12 protein-coding genes and 1 tRNA gene are annotated in these 15,609 nt (G+C 66.3%); 5 read left to right on the forward strand and 8 right to left on the reverse strand.

All coding sequences use genetic code 11. The annotated features are described in order from the left end of the window. Positions 1–78 precede the first annotated feature (78 nt). From ASD67_RS21095 to ASD67_RS21110, 4 genes are all read right to left on the reverse strand, one after another. The gene (locus ASD67_RS21095; protein WP_056351251.1) at positions 79–5,178 is read right to left on the reverse strand and encodes a DUF11 domain-containing protein; all 5,100 of its coding nucleotides are present in this window, start codon (positions 5,176–5,178) and stop codon (positions 79–81) included. 69 nt (positions 5,179–5,247) lie between these two features. Beyond that, a complete protein-coding gene (locus ASD67_RS21100; protein WP_235535774.1) occupies positions 5,248–6,303 on the reverse strand; it encodes a DUF11 domain-containing protein in 1,056 nt (351 codons plus the stop codon). A 74-nt stretch (positions 6,304–6,377) separates the two neighbouring features. After that, on the reverse strand, positions 6,378–6,842 hold the full coding sequence (locus ASD67_RS21105) for a DUF11 domain-containing protein (RefSeq protein ID WP_082545286.1): 465 nt from the start codon (positions 6,840–6,842) through the stop codon (positions 6,378–6,380). A gap of 11 nt (positions 6,843–6,853) precedes the next feature. Continuing rightward, on the reverse strand, positions 6,854–7,768 hold the full coding sequence (locus tag ASD67_RS21110; RefSeq protein ID WP_235535775.1) for a DUF11 domain-containing protein: 915 nt from the start codon (positions 7,766–7,768) through the stop codon (positions 6,854–6,856). Between the two features lie 327 nt (positions 7,769–8,095). Here ASD67_RS21110 and ASD67_RS21115 point away from each other — a divergent pair, with 327 nt between their 5' ends. Further along, positions 8,096–9,253, forward strand: a complete 1,158-nt coding sequence (locus tag ASD67_RS21115) for an AI-2E family transporter (protein ID WP_056352283.1) — start codon at positions 8,096–8,098, stop codon at positions 9,251–9,253. Positions 9,254–9,296: 43 nt separating this feature from the next. Then, positions 9,297–9,373, forward strand: a tRNA-Asp gene (locus tag ASD67_RS21120). An 80-nt stretch (positions 9,374–9,453) separates the two neighbouring features. On the opposite strand, the gene ASD67_RS21125 is transcribed toward ASD67_RS21120, so the two are convergent. From ASD67_RS21125 to ASD67_RS21140, 4 genes are all read right to left on the reverse strand, one after another. Next, on the reverse strand, positions 9,454–9,681 hold the full coding sequence (locus ASD67_RS21125; RefSeq protein ID WP_268799292.1) for a DUF2842 domain-containing protein: 228 nt from the start codon (positions 9,679–9,681) through the stop codon (positions 9,454–9,456). Beyond that, entirely contained in the window at positions 9,678–10,271 is a 594-nt protein-coding gene (locus ASD67_RS21130) for a 5-formyltetrahydrofolate cyclo-ligase (protein WP_056351259.1), read from the reverse strand. Before ASD67_RS21130 ends, ASD67_RS21125 begins: the two co-directional genes overlap by 4 nt. A 220-nt stretch (positions 10,272–10,491) precedes the next feature. Next, positions 10,492–10,980 carry a cell division protein ZapA gene (locus tag ASD67_RS21135; RefSeq protein ID WP_056351260.1) on the reverse strand — a complete coding sequence of 163 codons (489 nt, stop codon included), beginning with the start codon at positions 10,978–10,980 and terminating at the stop codon, positions 10,492–10,494. Next, positions 10,973–11,188: a hypothetical protein gene (locus ASD67_RS21140; protein WP_056351262.1), complete on the reverse strand. Its 216-nt coding sequence runs from the start codon at positions 11,186–11,188 to the stop codon at positions 10,973–10,975. Before ASD67_RS21140 ends, ASD67_RS21135 begins: the two co-directional genes overlap by 8 nt. A gap of 137 nt (positions 11,189–11,325) precedes the next feature. On the opposite strand from ASD67_RS21140, the gene tkt reads away from it, so the two are divergent. From tkt to ASD67_RS21155, 3 genes are read left to right on the forward strand one after another with little or no spacing between them, the layout of a single operon-like run. Continuing rightward, complete coding sequence (gene tkt / locus ASD67_RS21145; protein WP_056351264.1) at positions 11,326–13,293, forward strand: transketolase; 1,968 nt, start codon at positions 11,326–11,328, stop codon at positions 13,291–13,293. Positions 13,294–13,329: 36 nt separating this feature from the next. Further along, on the forward strand, positions 13,330–14,337 hold the full coding sequence (gap, locus tag ASD67_RS21150; RefSeq protein ID WP_056351266.1) for a type I glyceraldehyde-3-phosphate dehydrogenase: 1,008 nt from the start codon (positions 13,330–13,332) through the stop codon (positions 14,335–14,337). Positions 14,338–14,354: 17 nt separating this feature from the next. Continuing rightward, positions 14,355–15,551 carry a phosphoglycerate kinase gene (locus tag ASD67_RS21155; protein ID WP_056351267.1) on the forward strand — a complete coding sequence of 399 codons (1,197 nt, stop codon included), beginning with the start codon at positions 14,355–14,357 and terminating at the stop codon, positions 15,549–15,551. Positions 15,552–15,609: the final 58 nt, after the last annotated feature.

Consider the following 15,609-nt stretch of genomic DNA (forward strand, 5'->3'; position numbering starts at 1 on the left):
GGCATCCCGCTTTGCGAAACCGATCAGCGGGACCCCGGATCAAGTCCGGGGTGACGAAAGGTAAGGGGCGGCGTCGATTTACAACCCCAGCCCCTGAAAGCTCGTCTGGTCGAACTTCAGCTTGAAGGTCACATAGGCGCCCGACCGCGAATAGCGGCTGTCCTCGAAATCGCGGTCGTGGAAGCCCGAGAAGTTGTAACCCAATGTGATATTGGCGTTCTTCATCGGCGCCAGCGTGACCGTCGGCCCGCCCGCCCAGCTGACCGTGTCGCCGCCAGTGCCGACACGCACGGTGCCCGACGCGCCGACATCGATATGTTCGCCGAGGTTGAAACGGAAATCGGCGCCGAGCAGGTTCGACCAGCCCTTGACGTCGTCGGCGCCGAACTTGTCGAAATTATAGCGCGTGCCCCAGAAGAAGCCGAACTCGCCGCGCTCATACCACATCCGGTCGTCGCTGCGGCGGCCGTCCAGATCGCGATTGCCCATCGGGGTCCAGTTCACCGACAGGCTGTTGAGTGCGCGGCGGCTCGTCGCGTCGCCGTCGATGGTCAGCGCGCCGCCGCCGATCGGGCCCGGCTGGCCGGCAATGGCATCGCGGACCTTGTCCGAACGAAATTCGCTTTTGTTGAGCCATGACACGCGCGATTCGGCGGGGCGGTGCGCCCAGCTCATCTCGAAGCTCATGACCTCGGTGGTCGGCACGGTGCCGACACCGCTCGCCTTGGCGTAAGTGAAGAGCGCGCCGAGCGCACGGCCTTCGCCGAGCTGGCGGAGGCCGCCGAGCGTCAACCCGTAACGGTTCGCAAGCTCGCCATCGCGATATTCGGCGCGCCCGGTCAGCGTCCAGCGCTCGGTACGATACGTCGCGCCGGTGCTGATTGCGAGGAAGTCCTCGGTCAGCGTACCGTTTCCGCCCAGGAAACCACCCGAGGCGACCGGCTGGTCGACGTTGAGCACGTCGCCGGCGCGGATGCCGCCGAGCGTGCGATTGCCATCGACCGAAATATCGACCGTCAGCTTCTTGCCGAGCTGGAGCGATTGCGAGAGGCCATAGGCCGCGAAGCTACGCGGGCCATATTCGCCGATTTCCTGCTGGTTCGCGGTCGCGAGCAAGCGGGCACCAGCCCAAGGCGCCAGATCGAAACCGAGCCGCGCGGTGCGCGCCTTGATCGTGTCGCCGTCGGCGATCTCGTAGCTGCCGACGAGGTTGACGTCGCGGGTTACCGCGAAACGCGCGCCCAAACGGTGGCGGGTCGGGAAATCGACGCTCGCATCCTTGCCGCCGAGCGCGAACTCGGTCTGCGCGTCGAGTTCGAGGCGCTTTTCGAACAGGCGCTGGGTCGCGCCGAACTGCACGATGTTGGAGGTGTTGCCGGTGCCGTCCGACAGCCGGTCGTCGGCGTGGGTCAGCCCGGCGCGGGCGACGGTGGTGCCATTGTCATACTCGACCAGCGCGCGCGCAGCGCGACGGCGCGACCCGATGTCGAGATAATCTTCCTGCCAGGCGCTGCCGGTAACCGACAGCGTACGGGTGGCGCGCAGCCGGGCATCGACGCCGAACTTGCGCGTGCCGTCCTCGCCGCGGTTGAGCTGGCCGGCGCCGAAGCCGGTTTCGTGTTCGCGGACATAGGCGAGCACATCCATCGTGCTGCTGTGATGCTCGGCCTCGATCAGCCAGGCGGTGGCGCGCCCGGCAGCGGCGACCGCGCTGCCGGCCTTGGCCGAGGCATCGCTGACCGCCAGCTCGGCGCGGATTTCGGTGTCGATGTTCGGGCGATAGCGCGCATCGACACCGCCGAGGTTGGTCTTGGCGTTGCTGTCTTCGTCGTGGATCAGCGTCGCGCCGACGCGCAGTTTCTCGTCGTTCGACTGATAGCTGACGCGGCCGCCGGCGTTGAGCACACGCTCGCCGATGCCGTCGACCTCATATTCGGCGACGATGAACTGCGGGTCGAGCCCGGACGAGCGGCTGAGCACCGGCTCGCGGAAGCGCAATGTGCCGGCGAAATAATCGATGTCGTAATCGATATGCCGCGTCAGGCTGCGCGTATCGATAATCCGCTCGCTATGCAGCCGGTCGCGCGTCTCGATGACGATCCGCTCGCTGTTCGGCAGGATATCCTTGGCGCCCAGCTGATACGGACCGGTCAGGCCATTGCCCTGGATCTCGTCTCGGCGGAAGCGGTAGGGCGTGTCGGCGGCGAAGGCGGTCGCAGCGACGTTCGGGCCGCGATACTCGGCCTTGCCGCCGTTGAGCGCGCGCTGGTAGCGCGCGAGCTGCGGTTCCGAAATGCCGGTCTCGAAATCGCCGAACATCGCATAGAATTGCGGGCGTTCGAGCCGCAGATAGAGCTTGCGCACCGAGGCGGCGTCGTAGCGCGTCTCGTTGCGGTCGGCGTAGATGGTGTAATAGGCGCGCGGGTCGATCACGCCGCCGAAACGGGCGTCGTCCTTGTCCTTGTCGCTGTCATAAGCCAGCGTCATCAGCCACTTACCGCGCACCCGGCCCTTGGCATAGAGCGCGAGGCGCGCGTCGCCGTTGAGATCGTCGAGCGTTTCGGCCACCGGCTCCATGCGGTCGTCGAGCGTGTTGTAGCCGATCGTCCCTGCGGCGAAACCGACGACGGTCCACGGGCGATCGCCGGGATCGAGCCAGGTTTCGATCGTCTGGTTGCGCGTTACCTTGTCGTCGCGGAACGCGAAATCGATCGTCAGCGTGCCCGACGCGGTCGTCGGCTCGAGTTCGATATAGGCGATGCCGTCGTCGCCATCGATCTTCCACACCGGCCGCGCGCGCTCGAGTCCCGACAGCTGGCGCGCCTGCTGCGCATCGGCTTCGACCGCGGGGTAATAAGGGGCGGGAACGCTGAAATCGCCGGTCAGGCCGCTGCGAATGGGCTTGCCGTCGCGGTCGGTCAAGCGGACCGCAAGCACCGGGCGCGTCACGCCGTCGGCGACCAGCACCGATTTTTCGCGGATCAGCGCCGCACGCATCGGGGTGATCGAATAATGGACGCGGCGTTCGAGCGTTTCGACCGTCACGCCGTTCGCATCCTTGACCGTCGCGACCAGGCTGTTCTCGCCTTCGCGGATTTCGATGCCGCGCCACAGGCTGACCGCGACCTGGCCGTCGGCGGACTTGCTCGTGCCTTCGAAGCTCAGCGGATCGACCGGCTTGCCGTTGATCGTCAGTGCGACGCTCTGGCCCGGCGAATGCTTGATCGCGGCACGCACGGCCTTGGAGCGCGGATTATGGTCGGGGGCGGGGAACAGCCAGGCGATGCCGGGGGTCTGCCCGGTCAGCCAGTCGCGATTGGCGCCCGCAGCTTCGGGATCGCTGAGCACCACGGGCGCTTCGACGGTCTGGAGATTGGGCGCAGCGCGCGGGGCGCTGGCGATGGCGCGGAAATCGGCGCGCTTCAGCGAACCGCCGCGGCCCTGCACAAAGTGCGAGATCGCGCTGCCCGCGCTTGCCGTCGAGCGCGCGCAATCGACGGGTTCGCGGTCGAGCGGCAGCGTCGACGGGTCGATTTGCACGACATGCAGGCCCGGGCGCACGCCCTCGAAATGATAGCGGCCGTCCTGGTCGGTGACGGCATAGCTCCCGTCCTGCAGCATCACGCGCACGCCGCCGATTCCCGCGGCCTTGCCGGGGTTCACGCCGCAGCCGCCGTCGGTGATCCGCCCGATGATCGTCATCCGGTCGCCGAGTTGGTCGCGCTTGATCGACACCGTCGCCTCGGACACGTTGCTCGTCGCGCCGCGATTGTCGGTCGCGGTGGCGCGGTTGAGCGCATTTCCGGGCTGTGCCGAGACGATGACTTCGGCCAGATAGGTGATCAGTACCCGCTGAGCCGGCGCAAGCGCGGGCAGGGTGATGCTGAACTCACGACCGTTTCCGGCCACGACGGGATCGATACGCGCACCATCGGCGCGCACAGTGTCGAGGCGCAGGCGCATCCCCTTGGGCAGCGCGTCGCGCACCGTCACCACACCGGTGGCGCGTCGCGCGTCGCGGTTCGACACTTCGATCCGGTACTGGATCACGTCGCCGGGCACCGCGACCTGCGTCGAGGTGGTCTTGCGCAGGACGAGTTCGCCCCCGGGCTGGTCGACCGGGATATCGATGCGCACCGGCGCCGGATCGCTGAGCGTGAACGCCGCGCCGTAGCTGCCGGTCGTGATCGTATAGGGCAAACCGTCGTCGGGACGACGGAAACCGGCCAGAGCGGAGGGGTCGGCGGTCGATGGCGCGGTGAAGGGGGCCGGTGGCTCGACGATCAGGCGATAAGTACCGGGCGCGACAAAGGGGAAGCGATAGTCGCCGGGCGGGAAATTGTAGACGGTGCCGCCGCTGTCGGTGACGCTCTGGCCGGTGATGACGCTCGACGGATAGCTCGACACGCCATCGTCGCCGAACACGCGCGCTGGCTGGCCGGTCGCGGCGTCGACGATCGTCACGCGGCTGCCCGCGACCGGGGCGCCGTCGCCGCTGTCGAAGACGATGCCGAACGGATCGACGAGGAAGCTGATCTCGGCGGTCGCGACCAGGTCGGCCTGAACGGCGTCGCTGACGCGCATGGTAACGGTCGAGTCCGGCGCGACCGACAGGCGGCAGTCGCCCGCGACCAGCGCCGGCGGAATGCTGATCGTGTTGATGATGCCGACGAATTCGCCGCTGTTTACAGCGGTTTCGGACAAGGTGATGCGCTCGCGATCGCCATTTTCAAGCTCAAGCGTCACGTCGAGCGTGTCGCGCGCATTGGGATCGCTGTTGGCGGCGGCCAACGTCACGCCGACCACGAGCACTTCACCGGCGTGAAAACGTCCGGTCGGCTCGAGCGAGGCGGGATCGGTCGGCAAGGCGGCGAAGGCGCCGGCGGGCTCGATCAGGCTGGTTCCGCTATTGCCCTGGCAGCGGGTCGGGACGACCGGCGCGGACACCGAACCGAGGTTGTTGGTCAGACGATAGGTGCGGATCGTCGGCCGCTCGGGCGGGCGCGGTGTCACCGTCACATCGACGCGGTTCGACAGCGCCTGGCTGGTCCGGCCGCTCGCGGTCCATTCGGCCGACGCGGTATTGGAAATCGTCTGGGCGCGTCCCGTCGCCGCGGGCAGCGTCACTGCCGCGACCAGCGCGGTCGCGAATGCCAGGCATTTCGGGAAAAGGGTCATGGGCGCTCAGGCAAGGGGGGAGCGCCGCCGGAACCAGTCCGGCGTCGCTGCCCTTTCCTTTTTCCGCGATCAGTTGACGGTTGCGCGGAAGACCAGCGTGCGCGTCGCGCCCGCCGCCACCGTGGCGATCGTCCCCGATACGACGGGCGCGGCATAGCTGCCCCCCGCCGCACCATCGGCGTTACACGTCCCCGACGTGACCGTCCCGTTGAGCAGGATCGTGCTGGCGGTAAACGTCAACTGCGTCGGCACGCTATCGCTGATCGACACGCTCGTCGCATCGGCGCTGCCGCTATTGGCCACCGCGATGCAATATTCGACCGTCGCGCCCGGGATCATTTTCGGGTTTGAGGTCAGGTTGAACGGATCGGAGATGACGCGGCTGGTCTTGGTGACCGTCAGTGTCGCCGTCTGCACCGTATAATCGTCGTCGTCGCTGTGCGACGCGTCGCGATTGGCGTCGTTGACGCCGATGCCGTCGGCAAAGACCGTATCCTTGGCCGCCGTATTGGCCCCCGCCGTCTGGCTGACCGCCGCACCCTGCGTACCGACAACACCGCCTTCACGGGCCGTGGCGCGCAGTTGCACACCCGCAACCGAGCCGTTGGCGAGACCGGTGGGGATGTCCGCGAGCACAAAGAGACGCGTGATCGCATCAGCGGCCAGTTCGTCGACATAGGTGACAAGGGCGTCGCCCGCGTCCCAACTGCCGACCGTGCCTGTCGTCGGATTGTCGCGATAAATCCGGATATTGCTCGCGTTGAAGCTGTCGGTGCCGCCATGCGCCGCCGTGCCGCCGGTGATCTGGGTGGCCGCGAGCAGGAAGTCGAGCCCTTCGTTCGACTGGTTGGTCAACTGGAAGGTCGTGATCGCGTTGGTCTGCCCCGGAACGACGTTGGTCGTTACGGTGCCGACTTCCTCGACGAGCAGGTTGATTTTGCGGTCGACCACGAAAGTGTCCGACGCGCTTTGCTGAACCTGGCTCACACCACCGACCTGGAAATCGACGGTGGCGGTATTCGTGATCGAGGCACCAGCGGTCGTGCCGGCGGCGAACGCCGGCGCGGAGGCGAAAGTTGCAATCGCCGCCAGACCCAAGGTGCCCATATTCGTCAGCTTGGTCATCAGCTGAACTCCTGGGCTTTGGTTGGTTGCCTTTCCCCACCGCCGGCAACCGTTAGGCGGCTTATTTCAAACGCTTATTTGACAACTCCACGGAACATCAGCTTGCCCGTTCCGCCCGCCGGGATCGGCTTCTGGAACGCCCAGCGGATGTGCGTGACGTCGCCCGGCTGCGCCGCACGCACCGTCCCGTCGGCCTGCCGCACGGTCATTTCGGGAAGCAGACCCCACGTCTTGCCTCCGTCGATCGAAACGAACGGCCGCGTGTCGCCGGCGTCGGCGAAACGGACCGCCGCGGGCAGCGGGTTGGTGATCACGAACTTGTCCGCCGGCTGCGCGCTCGCGTTGCGATAGTTGAGCACGAACACCAGGCGGTCGCCGGGAACGACGACCTTCGGCTCTTCGAGCAGCACGCGCTGCTTGCCGGTGGCGTCGGTCGAGACGCGTTCGACGAACACATTGTTGTCGAGCGCGACCTGATTGGCCGCCAGAGCCTGACCGGGCAGGATTGCCGCGGCGAACGCTAGGAAAAACAGGCGCATGTTCTGCTCCATCAATCGATCTTGGTTCGGAAGGTGACAGTACGGGTCTGGCCGCCGGCAACCGTGCCGAGCGCGACATTGACCCGCGTGCCGTTGTAATCGCCGGCGTCGGCATCGGCCGCGTCGGTCAGTCCGGTACCGCCGAGGGTAATCGAACTCGCGATATAGCTGGTGTCGGCGGGAATATTGTCGGTGATGGCGAGGCCGTTCACCGCGCCGCTCCCGGCGACCGTCGCGACGATGGTATAGGTGATCGTTGCGCCGGGAACCGGCTCGCTGCCGCCGAACGGATCGACGATGACCGCCGATTTGACGAGCGAAACCGTCGCAGCCGAGACGACATAGGCGCCCTGGTCCTGGCCGTCGGCACCGGTCGAGCCGACGACGGCGTCGCCGCCGCCGTCGCCTTGGCCGGCGAAGCTGGTGCCGGGCGCGCCGGTGCCCGTCTTCGCCGCGGCAACCAGGCTTACCGTGCCGCGATTGCCGTCGCTGACGCCGCCCGGCGTGGTCGAAAGCACGAAGATCGTGACGCTTTTGTCGGGATCGAGCGTCGGGTCGTTGGCGCCAGGCGTATAAAGCGTGTCGGTGTTGGCATCGAAGACGCCGTCGCCGTTATCGATGTAGATTTGCGTGACCGTCGGGTCGTAATCATCGCCGCCGCCATTGGCGATCGTCGAAAGCGCGAAGCTTTCTTCGCCATTGCCGTTGTTGGTGACCGAAAAGGTGAGCAATTGCGCGGTCGCGCCGGGCGTCGTCGGGACGTCGGCGGGGTCGCTCGAATCGACCGTGACGTCGAGCAGTTCGTCGACGCGCAGGTCGACCTTGTTCGAATCGATCGTCTGGGTGCCTCCGCCGGCGTCATAGCTGGCGCTGGCGGTGTTGCTGATCGTCGAACCCGCGCGGGTGCCGGCGGCCTGGGCCTGCATCGGCAGGGCGAGCGCAATAGCGAGCGCTAAAATTGAAATGGCAGGGATGCGATACTGATGCAGCGCGCCCCCCACAGGCGCATTCACCATGATCTTTGACTCCGATTGGCTGGTCCGTGACCCCTCAATCGGCGAAAAAGGAAAATTTCTGGTTAAGCCCCCGTTAGAAAGTGCGATTCTGGCCCAGAGTTGGACAGAAGTCCGTTTGGGCCGGCCGATGCGAGCCGTCTGGCGCCGGTCGTGAAGCTGGCGTAGGAAGGACGGGTTAACAGGGAGATATGGCGCGTGGCCGAGGATCGGGGGGATAAGGATGCACGCGCGCCGCGCATCAATCCGCTGCAACAGATCGAGATCGACGATTTTCGCCGCGATCGCCTGCTCGCGGCGCTGACGCTGATCATTGGCGCGGCGTTCTGCCTCGCTTTTCCCTTTGCGCTCAAGGCGGGGGCCGAATTCTTCCTGCCGCTGACCGCCGCGATCGTCATCGCGATCGCGTTGGTGCCGCTGCTCGAATGGCTCGAGCGGCGCGGGGTCCCGTCGGCGCTGGCGTCGTTCCTCGCGCTTTCAAGCTTCCTGATGCTGGTCAATGCGGCGCTGGCGATCATCGTCGTCCCCGCGACCGGCTGGTTCGCGCGGCTTCCCGAGTCGATTCCGCGTATCCAGAGCAATCTCGCGCCGCTGATCGATTTCTATTCGACGCTGCAGAAATTCGTCGACCGCACCTTGATGTCGGTGGCGAGCGGGACCGAGGCCACGGCGCAGGCGGTCGCGGCGCAGGCGCCGTCGTCGGTCGTCGACTATTTCATCACCTCGGCCCCGACCGCGGCGATCCAGCTGTTCTTCGCGGTGCTGGTGATCTTTTTCTTCCTCGCCGGCTGGACCCGGCTGCGAAAGGGCACGATTCGGCGGCGCGGCAGCTTCGACGGCGCGATGCAGACCGCGCGGGTGATCCAGAATGTCGTCGATGCGACCGCCGACTATCTCGCGACGATCACGATGATCAACGCGATCCTCGGGCTGCTGGTGTCGTTGTTGCTGTGGGCGCTCGGCATGCCGTCGCCTTTCATGTGGGGCGGCATCGTGTCTTTGTGCAATTTCGTGCCCTATCTGGGGCCGATCGTCGCCGCGACGCTGCTCGGGCTCGGCGGGCTGATGACCTTCGACGCGGTGGGCATCGCGCTGCTGCCAGCGCTAATCTTCATCGGGGTGCATACGATCGAGGCGAATCTGATCACCCCGCTGGTGCTCGGACGGCGGCTGACGATCAATCCATTGCTGATTCTGGTGTCCTTGAGCTTCTGGGGCTGGGTGTGGGGGGCGCCGGGCGCGCTGCTCGCGGTGCCCTTGCTGCTCATCCTCCAGACCGTGCTGCAGTCGACCGGAACGCCCGATCTGGCCGGTTTCCTGTTCGAGCGCGGCACGCTCACCACGGTCGACGACATGCACGACCGATTAAATCGCACCCACCCCGAAAGCGACGGTTGACAGGGTGGAGCGCGGCGCATATTGGCGCTGCTCCCAAGCACACGCGGGTGTAGCTCAGTTGGTTAGAGTGCCGGCCTGTCACGCCGGAGGTCGCGGGTTCGAGCCCCGTCACTCGCGCCATTCCTTCCATTTTTGGACGGAATGGCCACCGCGTCTTGGGAAGCTTTACGAAGCGAAAACTGTGGATTGGCGCGGCTGTATCAGCCGCGCCACCGCCCCAGTTCCATCCAGCGCAGCAGCCGCTTCAGCGGCAGGATCCATATCCAGGCGATCCCTGCGGTCAGGTAGAACAAGGCCTGGACCAGCACCGGCCACTCCCCGACCCAGGGCGACAGGCTGGCGACCAGCCCCGCCCACACGATGATCAGCACCATGATCAGGAACATGCCGGCGGGTTTGCGCCAGCTGGGCTGCGGCTGAGGGGTCACAAACGGTCTCCGGTCACGATAAATTCCTGTTCGGTCAGCACGGCGTCGAGCGCCATGTCGGTGGGTTCTATCGGCGTCGCGTCGATTTCCTGCACCGACCAGCCGACGCCGATGCGCAAGGCGTCGGGATGCGCGGCGAACCAGCGGTCGTAGTGGCCGCCGCCCTGGCCGATGCGGCCACCGCTGCGGTCGAATCCGACCAGCGGGCAGAAGATCAGGGCCGGCGTCGCCGAATCGCTGCTGCTCGCGGGTTGGCGCGTTCCCCAAGGTCCCTTCGCAAGCGGGTCGGCGGGGCGCCAGCGGCGAAAGGTCATCATCTCCACCCGGCCGGCGTGATGGGGAAGGGCGATCCCGTGGGCCTCGGCCTTGTCCGCGAGCATCGGCAGGATATCGGGCTCGTCGCCCCAAGCCGCATAGGCGCCGGTCACGGCATGCGCGGCCACCAGCGCCTCCAGCGGCGCGGGCGGCGCCCGAAAGGCGGCAAAGCGTGTGAACTCGTCGAGATTGGCGACGAAATGGCGCCGCCGAAAGCGCAGTTTCTCGCGCAAATGCTGCTTTTGGCTCGGCAGGTCGGCGGACGGATCGGTCATCGCCTTCTCTCTGCCTTCATCAAGTGGTTGGCGGGACCACCGTGGGTCGTTTGCTGGAAGATCCTCTGACGCCAGTAACGTCAGGTGGGGACCATATACGTCGGACCAGGGTCCGGGCAGGGACAGCCCCCTAGGATGATGTATCGCCTCAGGGATTTTCGCAAAAGCTCGTGCCGGGCAGTACCCGCCGCCCCCTATGTAGGGGGGGGGGCGCGCTTCCTCAAGGGATTTGCTCGACTTTCGTCGCCAGCGCTTCGATGCGGTCGGCAATCTGGCCAAGCGCGCGTCCGTGCACGGGCGCTGCCGGCGCGGGGACGACGGGGGCGCCCTGACGCAGCTTTTCGAGTTCATCCAGCGCCGCTCGCTCGCAGTCCGCGGCTTTTTTCGCTTCGGCGAGCGCTGCCGACTCGCGCGAGATTGCGGCGCGCAGCTCGTCGCGTGCTGCCGTTTCGCGGCTCTCGGCGAGCGCGATCGCGGCGCGCAGCGAATCGAGCTGCGGTTCGGCACTGCCCGCCTTGGTCTGCGCGTCCTGCGTCTCGTCGGCGAGCATCAGCGCCGCGAACAGCAATTGGCGCACTTCGGTGCCGCCCTGGATGCCGCGCGCCTTGGCATCGACGATGCTCGCAAGCTGGATCAGCTGGGCTTCCTGCCCGTCGGCGCAATGCACGTCATAGGGGCGTCCGGCGATGGTGAGTTTGACGTCAGCCACGGTCGGCCTCCGCGATCAGCCGGTCGAGTTCGCCGATCACCGCCGCGACTTCGGCCTTGAGCGCCGACTGTTCGGCAGGGGGCAAGGGGGTTGCCGAAACGGCGGGGGCGGCGGCCGGGCGGGCGGCGCGATCGGTCAGCGCCTTTTCCATCCGGCTGAGCGCCCGCTCGATACGGCCGATGGCGAGACTGGCTTCGTCGAGTTCCATGATGCATGGCGTAGCAGCGCAATATTGCGCCCTCAAGCGCGCATTTCTTGCCCACAGCGGTTGACTCTGCGGCATCCCCCCGCAAAGGGCTGTCCCCACCGAATCCCGCCAACTGCCTATCCTTTTCCGGGGGACTTATGACACTGCCCGAACGTCAGCTCGCCAACGCGATCCGCGCGCTTGCGATGGACGCCGTCCAGGCCGCGAACAGCGGCCATCCGGGGATGCCGATGGGCATGGCCGATGTCGCGACGGTCCTGTATTCGGATTATCTGCGCTTCGACCCGACCGATCCGCACTGGCCCGACCGCGACCGATTCGTCCTGTCGGCGGGGCATGGTTCGATGCTCGCCTATGCGACGCTGCACCTTGCGGGCTATGCGCGCCCGACGATCGAGGACATCCGCAATTTTCGCCAGCTGAGCAGCCCGTGTGCCGGTCATCCGGAGAATTTTGAGCTCGAAGGCGTCGAGACGACCACCGGTCCGCTGGGGCAGGGACTCGCCACGGCGGTCGGTATGGCGATCGCCGAACGCCACCTCAACAGCCTCTATGGCGACGACCTCGTCGATCACCGCATCTGGGTGATCGCCGGCGACGGCTGCCTGATGGAGGGCATCAACCACGAAGCGATCGGGCTGGCCGGCCATCTGCAGCTCGGCCGCATGACCGTATTGTGGGACGACAACAAGATCACCATCGACGGATCGACCGACCTGTCGACCAGCGAGGATATCGCCGCGCGCTACGCCGCGACCGGCTGGCATGTCGAAAGCTGCGACGGCCATGATCCCGCCGACATCCGCCGCGCGATCGACGCCGCGCTCGCCGATCCGCGCCCGTCGCTGATCGCGTGCCGCACGATCATCGGCTTCGGTGCGCCGAACAAGCAGGGCACGTCGGCGACTCACGGCGCGCCGCTCGGCGCCGACGAAATCGCCGCGGCGCGCGAGACGCTCGGTTGGACCGCCGCGCCGTTCGAAGTCCCCGCCGATGTCGCGCAAGCCTGGGCCGCCTTCGGCGAAGTCGGCAAGAAGCGTCATTCGCTGTGGAAGCTTCGCCTCACAAATGACGAAAAGAAGGACGAATTTTCGGCACGCATCGCGGGCAACGTGACCCCCGGCGCGGCGTTCGACGCCTATCTGAACGGCCTCGTCGCCGAACCGCCGAAGGTGGCGACGCGCAAGGCGTCGGAAAACACGCTCGGCGCGCTGACCGCCGATATCGCCGCGATGATCGGCGGCAGCGCCGACCTCACCGGTTCGAACAACACCAAAACATCGTCGACCAAGCCGTTGACCAAGGACGATTATTCGGGTCGCTATATCTATTATGGCATCCGCGAATTCGGCATGGCCGCCGCGATGAACGGCATGGCGCTGCACGGCGGCGTGATCCCTTATGGCGGCACCTTCCTAGTGTTCGCCGACTATTGCCGCGCCGCGATCCGCCTGTCGGCGCTGCAGCAGCAGCGAGTCGTCTATGTGATGACGCACGACAGCATCGGGCTCGGCGAGGACGGCCCGACGCACCAGCCGATCGAGCATCTCCAGTCGCTGCGCGCGATGCCGAACCTGCTCGTGATGCGTCCCGCCGATGCGGTCGAGACCGCCGAATGCTGGGCCTTGGCGCTGGCGCAGACGGATCGGCCGTCGCTGCTCGCACTGACCCGCCAGAACCTGCCGCCGCTGCGTCATGACGTCACCGAAAATCTTTGCGCGAAAGGCGGTTACCGTCTCCGCGAAGCTTCGGCTGCGCGCAAGATCGTACTCGTCGCAACCGGGTCCGAAGTGTCGCTGGCGATCGATATCGCCGACAAGCTCGAAGCCGCCGGCCATGGCGCCGACGTCGTCTCGATGGTCTCGACCGAATTGTTCGATGAACAGGACGGCGCCTATCAGGACGCGATCCTGCCGCGCGACACGCTGATCGTCTCGATCGAGGCGGGCACGACCTTTGGCTGGGAACGCTACACCGGCCGCGACGGCTTGCGGTTCGGCATCGACAGCTTCGGCGCCTCGGCACCGATCGACGATCTCTACGCGCATTTCGGCCTGACGGTCGATGCGATCACCCCGCAAATTCTGGCAAAGCTCGGCAATTAAGGACCGGGTCGCCCCACGCAGAAAGGACTTTTCGACATGGCAGTGAAGGTTGCAATCAACGGTTTCGGACGCATCGGCCGCAATGTGGCGCGCGCGATTCTGGAACGGACCGACCATGATCTCGAACTGGTGTCGATCAACGACCTCGGCGATGCCAAGGCCAACGCCCGCCTGCTCCGCCATGACTCGGTCCACGGCGCCTTCAACGGCACCGTCGAAGTCGACGGCAACGACCTGATCATCAACGGCAAGCGCATCCAGGTGACCGCCGAGCGCGACCCCGCCGCGCTGCCGCATGCCGCGAACGGCATCGACATCGTGATGGAATGCACCGGCTTCTTCACCAACAAGGCCGGCGGCCAGAAGCATCTCGATGCCGGCGCGAAGCGCGTGCTGATCTCGGCCCCCGCCAAGGAAGTCGACCTGACCGTCGTTTATGGCGTCAACGACGACAAGATCACCGCCGACCACCTGATCATTTCGAACGCGTCGTGCACGACCAACTGCCTCGCGCCCTTCGCCAAGGTGCTGCACGAGGCGATCGGGATCGAGCGCGGCCTGATGACGACGATCCACGCTTACACCAACGACCAGAAGATCCTCGACCAGATCCACGACGACCCGCGCCGTGCGCGCGCCGCCGCGATGTCGATGATCCCGACTTCGACCGGTGCCGCCGTGGCCGTCGGCCTCGTCCTGCCCGAACTCAAAGGCAAGCTCGACGGCTCGTCGATCCGCGTCCCGACCCCGAATGTGTCGGTCGTCGACCTGACCTTCACCCCGCTGCGCGAGACGACCAAGGAAGAAGTCAACGCGGTGCTCAAGGCCGCCGCCGAAGGCCCGCTCAAGGGCGTGCTCGGCTATACCGAGGAGCCGCTGGTCTCGATCGACTTCAACCACAATGCCGACAGCTCGACGATCGACAGCCTCGAAACCGCGGTCATCGACGGCAAGCTGGTGCGCGTGCTCAGCTGGTACGACAATGAATGGGGCTTCTCGAACCGCATGATCGACACCGCGGGCGTGATCGCCAAGTTCCTCTGAACCGAAGGGAAAAAGCGATGGCCGCGTTCAAGACCCTCGACGACATCGGCGACGTCACCGGCAAGAAGGTGCTGGTGCGCGTCGACCTCAATGTCCCGATGATCGACGGCGCGGTCGGCGACCGGACGCGGATCGAGGCGGCGATGCCGACGATCCGCGAACTGTCGGACAAGGGCGCGATCGTGCTGTTGCTTGCGCATTTCGGGCGGCCGAAGGGCGCGAAAAACCCGACTCAATCGCTGAGCCTCGTCATGGGCGGACTCGAGGATGTGCTCGGCCATTCGGTGATGTTCATCCCCGAATGCGTCGGCGAAGGCGCCAAGGCGGGCATCGCCGTGCTCGCCGCGGGCGACGTCGCGGTGATGGAGAATACGCGCTTCAACCCCGGCGAAGAAGCCAATGACCCGGCCTTTGCCGATGCGCTCGCCGAGGTCGGCGACCTCTATGTCAATGACGCCTTTTCGGCGGCGCACCGCGCGCATGGCTCGACCGAGGGCATTGCCCACCGGCTGCCCTCCTATGCCGGCCGTGCGATGGAGGCCGAACTCAACGCGCTCGACGCGGCGCTCGGCAATCCGGCGCATCCCGTCGCGGCGGTCGTCGGCGGCGCCAAGGTGTCGTCTAAGATCGACGTGCTGCGCAATCTGGTCGGTCAGGTCGATCATCTGATCATCGGCGGCGGCATGGCGAACACCTTTCTCGCCGCGCGCGGGGTCGATGTCGGCAAATCGCTGTGCGAACATGATCTGGTCGAGACCGCCAACGCGATCTTCGACGCCGCCGACAAGGCGGGCTGCACCATCCATCTGCCCTATGACGTCGTGGTGGCGAAGCAGTTCGCCCCCAATCCGCCAACGCGCACGGTCAATGTCCATGAGGTTGCCGCCGACGAGATGATTCTCGACATCGGCCCCGCCGCGACCGAGGCGCTCGCCGACGTGCTGAAGAATTGCCGTACCCTCGTGTGGAACGGCCCGCTCGGCGCGTTCGAAACCCCGCCGTTCGACACGGCGACCGTCGCGCTGGCGAAAACCGCCGCGGCGTTGACCCGCGGGGGCACGCTGATTTCGGTCGCGGGCGGCGGCGACACCGTCGCGGCGCTCAATCACGCCGGGGCGGCCGCCGACTTCACCTTCGTCTCGACCGCCGGCGGCGCCTTCCTCGAATGGATGGAAGGCAAGCCGCTGCCCGGGGTCGACGCGCTCAAAGCCTGATTTCGCGCGCGCATTTGCATCCCGCCAGCGGGGTGGCTATGCGCGCCATCGCATACCT

This window comes from Sphingopyxis sp. Root1497 (genome assembly GCF_001427085.1).
Lineage (GTDB): Bacteria > Pseudomonadota > Alphaproteobacteria > Sphingomonadales > Sphingomonadaceae > Sphingopyxis.